We start from the raw sequence: 4,776 nt of genomic DNA on the forward strand, positions 1-4,776 counted from the left end.
AAGCAGATCGAGTATTCATCGCCTCAGATCCAGATCGCGAGGGTGAAGTTATTGGCTGGCATATCGCCCAGGTATTGAAACTCAAACAACCCCAGCGGGTTGTCTATCAAGAGATTACCAAATCGGCAGTCAAAAAAGCGATCGCGTCTCCCCGCGCTTTAGACATGAATCTCATCGAAGCAGGTAGGTGCCGCGATTGTCTGGATAAATTGGTCGGTTATAAAGGCTCGCCACTAATTTGGCGGCTCAATAATGGAGCCAAAAGTGTCGGGCGAGTACAGTCCGCCACGCTCCATTTAGTCTGCAAGCGAGAGCGAGAAATTCAAGTCTTTATACCGCAGGATTATTGGTCGGTATTTGTGGACTATGCCGAAGGATTCCACGCTTTCTACAACGGCACTATCCAGGCGATCTCGCCAGCAGCAGACGAAGAAACCAGCGACGATGCGGGAGCGACCGAAAAAGTTGCTGAATCGACACGGGTATTGAGTCAAGCCGAAGCCGAAAGGTTAGTAGAAATCGCCAAAGCCAACCCCCATCAAGTTAAGACAATTGAAGGTAAACTCGCCCCCAAAAAGCCCCCCGCCCCATTTATCACCTCATCGCTTCAACAAGCCGCCGGAGCGCGATTAAAGTTCAGCCCCGAACATACCATGTCAGTCGCCCAAAAGCTCTATGAAACGGGGTTAATTACCTACATGCGGACTGATTCAGTCGAACTCAGTCAGGATTTTTGCAAAGCTGCACGAGAATGGTTGTTGTCTCACGACAAAGATAACGTACCAACAAAAGTCGCCAAACAGCGCAGTTCCAAAGACGCTCAGGAAGCCCACGAAGCAGTCAGACCGACCGATTTGACCAAAAGTTCCACCGAACTCAAGCAACAGCTCTCAGAAGACGAATTCGCCCTGTATCTGATGATTTGGATGCGATCGATCGCCTCTCAGTGCAAACCCGCTCAAATTCGCAAAACCACGATCGTTACTCAATCTGGCGAGATTCAATGGCAAGCCAGAGGGCAAATGCTCGAATTTGCTGGCTACGCCAAATACTGGCAGGATATTAGCGGCGATGCCGTGCTACCCAGCTTGCAGCCCAAACAACCACTCACGGCATCTAACGCCAGTCACGAACAGAAACAAACCCAACCACCACCACGATATTCCGAACCCAAACTCGTCCAACTGATGGAACGTCGCGGCATCGGTCGTCCTTCCACTTACGCACCGACTATCGCCACCCTCAAGCAGCGTAATTATGTCGAGCTGGTAAAAGGCAAAGTGCAACCGACTACCGTTGGTTTGCAAGTAGATGACTTTCTCATGCAAGCTTTACCAGAATTGATTCAGTCAGAATTCACCGCTGGAATGGAAACCGAACTCGATGCGATTTCTAAGGGAAAACAAGAATGGCAAAGTTACCTAATTGGGTGGAACCAAAGCTATTTTGTCCCAGCTTTAAGTAAGGCGACTCAGAATCTACCAGCACAGGATTATGGATCTTTCCAGGGTAAGGATCTAGAGAAATCGCGCTCTAAATGTCCGGCTTGCAGCAAACCCATGTCTAAAGTACCTAGCAAGAAAGTTAAGAAGGGGTATTTTCTCAAGTGCGAGGATGGCTGTAAGGATACTGAGGGTAAAGGGTTAGTAATGTTTTGGTCGGATCGAACCAATGAATGGCAAATTCCGCAACCTAAAACCGCACAGTCATCGCCAGCCAAGCAAACCGAACATCCTTGCCCAGTTTGTCAAAAGCCGCTAGAAGAATATAATTATACGAAAGATGGGCAAGCAAAATCGATGTTACGATGTTCGGATGCAGCAGCTAGAGCCAAGCCTAACCACAAGGATGTCGCCTATTTTCGGGGCAAGGAGGGGCAATGGTGGAGTCCTAAGTTGGGTAATCTCGGTGTGGATGCTGCTAAACCTAAGTGATTCGCGATCGAGAATATACCATCTGAACTATGATTTATGTGATTAATAGATGGACTAAGATTGTCAGATAGCAGTCCATCAAAGTCTATCGGTCGATCGTCTTAATCATAGTTCAGACATTCTTGATTAGATACATTGTAAAGATAGATCGCGATTGAGCATCAAAGTTTAATTAGGTACTTCTCTTTATTACGGTACGCTGCGACCTTTTTGAGATACAGAGAAGGCACGTACAATAATAGATACGCGATCGCCACAGCTAATACCAAGGCAATTAAGAGTAAAAATCCATTGGGTCGATCGAGCATAACGCCTAAGTTAAAACCAAAGATCGCAATTATTTCAAATACCAGAAAAATAAAGCCACGTTGATATCTTCTCGATTCGGGTAGTCGGGCATATTCCGCATCAAAAAAATAGCCGATCAGTCCAGCCTGCGCCCCAAGCACAGCACCAGCCGGAACTCCATTGCTACTAGCAAAACCACTCAATACTAATCCCACCAAACTGCCCGCCAAACTGCCTGCTATCGCCTGTGTGCCGATGATTACGCCATTTAGACCACCAGCCATATTTATCCCTCCCGCGATCGTACCAGCAAGTGCCCCAAATGTTGCGCCAGTAATACCACCACCCGCACCACCCACCCACAGCCCAAAGAATCCACCACAAATCGCTGCGATCCCAGCCCGAAATTTCACTCCATCGGGATGTACGACGCTATGAGTAGAAACAATCGTCAAAAAGCCGCCAGTCAAAAATCCTGCTGCAATTCCCGATCCAGATGAACTCCAAGCTCCACCAGATTTCAGGCTGAGTCCGCAGCCAAAGGCAAACATCAAGAATACGACCATTGCTTGATAGGGGAATTGCTTGGCTTGAATGGGTAGCGGAGCTGTAATGACTTCAATTGACAACGAATGCGTTTCGGGAACGGCATTACTCGTCAAGATAATCGATCGAGTTCCCACCGATTGAGCCGTCAATTTGCTGGTATCGACGGTAATTTCACATTCAACTCGATTACCATTAACTTCCCGATCTGAGAGCGAAATCCACTTATGAATGCGATTGGAATTTGGCGGATCGTGAGGGTGCTGTTCGATCGACCAAGTGCCCTCTAACATGGTATCGGGAGTATTATTGATAATAGTCAGCGTTTTGGTAATCCGTTCGCCCAATTGAGTGGCGTGAAATTGCAGACGAGGCGGGCTGAATTCGACTGAAGGTGACCGGGTGACATAAATCGGTTTGAGGGCGATTAGAGCGGCTTCTGCATCGAGATAGCGATCGCTAGCTCTCGGTGCGACCATTGTTTCTAGCCAATCCATAAACCCCGAACTAAGTTTTGATGTCAGGTGTTGGAAGGTAATTTTGCCATCTTCATCGATGAGCGCGTCCATCCGGTTAGACTTGGTTTGCGTCAGCAATGCAATCAGCGTCGCCCCCAATCCATACAGATCTGCGGCGGTGGTTAGTCCCTTGTTATACATCTGTTCGGGAGCCATAAAGCCAAATGTCCCTGCTGCGACGCTACTCATCGCGACATCGCCACCACCGATGCGTGCAAAGCCAAAATCGATCAGATAAACATTAAGATCTTCATCTACCAAAACATTTTCCGGCTTGATATCGCGGTGAATGACAACAGGCATTCGATCTTGCAGGTAGATTAAGATTTCTAGCGTAGCTACGGCAATTTGTTTAATTTGGTCGGAATCGAAGCTGCGAGGCATCGATAGAGCCTGAGCATCTTTATATTCTTGGACGATCGAATAACCATCATCTGTCTCGATCGATCCGATATAATGTGGAATTCCTGGATGCTTTAAATCTTTAAGCACTTGCATTTCGCGCTCGATTTCTTTAAATTGCGCCCAGCCAGAGCCTTTAGCAAATTGAAATTGTTTGATGACTACTTGCCGACTGGGTTCGGCTACGATCTGACATAAATATACAACTCGTCCCCCCGCCGCATTCCGACCTAGTTCGCGAATTATTTGATATCCTTGGGCTGAAAAGTTACTCATGATTTAGTGGATAGTGAATAGTGGATAGTGGTATTTTTACTTCTTACTCCTTACTCCTCACTCCCATCTGCTCACTCCCATCTCCCATCTCTTTACTCAGATCTTGAAAGGCTTCGCGATAGATTTGTTGACGGCGTAATGCGCGATCGAAAAATATCATTAATTCACTGGCTAACCACTGATTTTCAGAGTGGTTTAATAGTAATGCTAATGCATATTGACGAGTATCTAGATCGATCGAGATTTGACCGAGTGGGGTAGACTTTTGTAGCTGTCGAACTAGTGGTAGCAATATCGTCTGGGTAGCAGCAAAACTTCTTAGCCATTCGACTAATGGCACAAACAGACTTGGTTTACCAATTACCGTAATTCTTACTCGCTGTCGATCGAATGGTAAGACTGATATTTTGCGTTTAGTTGTAAAAATTCTAATATTTTGAATACTATCGCTGAGATTGTAAGTTAAATTACCAAATAACCACCGCTTGAGTTGAAAGCGGTTGCCAGAGATTTCTAGCTGAACTCGCGAGTAATTACCATAGATGGCATATTTACACATCCATAGTGAAGTGACAAGATACGAAAATCCAATGATGGCAAATAAACATAATCGCAATGGTTCGATCGAGAATGATAAGGTAACAATAAAATAAATCGCCACGGCGAGAACGAAATTCATGATTATGGCTAGTAAAGATAATTGCTGACTGCGCGTAGTCCGAAATTTTACAGCAGGAATATTAATAGTTAATGCAGTTTCATCGGCAATCAGTCGAATCGGGCTATCTTTGGGCTTGCGTGGGCGATTACTC

Annotated in this window: 3 protein-coding genes; 1 reads left to right on the forward strand and 2 read right to left on the reverse strand. The window is 46.1% G+C overall.

The genetic code is table 11. The annotated features are described in order from the left end of the window. Positions 1–1,934 (forward strand): type I DNA topoisomerase (topA, locus tag Q0R35_RS01935; RefSeq protein WP_295613928.1); only part of this gene is annotated, 1,934 nt, incomplete at its 5' end. A gap of 161 nt (positions 1,935–2,095) precedes the next feature. Here the strand turns inward: topA and Q0R35_RS01940 are convergent. Next, entirely contained in the window at positions 2,096–3,964 is a 1,869-nt protein-coding gene (locus Q0R35_RS01940; RefSeq protein ID WP_295613929.1) for a serine/threonine-protein kinase, read from the reverse strand. Between the two features lie 43 nt (positions 3,965–4,007). Further along, positions 4,008–4,776 (reverse strand): hypothetical protein (locus tag Q0R35_RS01945; protein ID WP_295613931.1); only part of this gene is annotated, 769 nt, incomplete at its 5' end.

Origin of the sequence: Chamaesiphon sp. GL140_3_metabinner_50, assembly GCF_025361915.1 — a bacterium.
GTDB lineage: Bacteria > Cyanobacteriota > Cyanobacteriia > Cyanobacteriales > Chamaesiphonaceae > Chamaesiphon.

Coding starts and splice junctions, on each gene's coding strand:
- Q0R35_RS01940 (WP_295613929.1), bottom strand. CDS start 3,964: ATGAGTAACTTTTCAGCCCAAGGATATCAAATAATTCGCGAACTAGGT.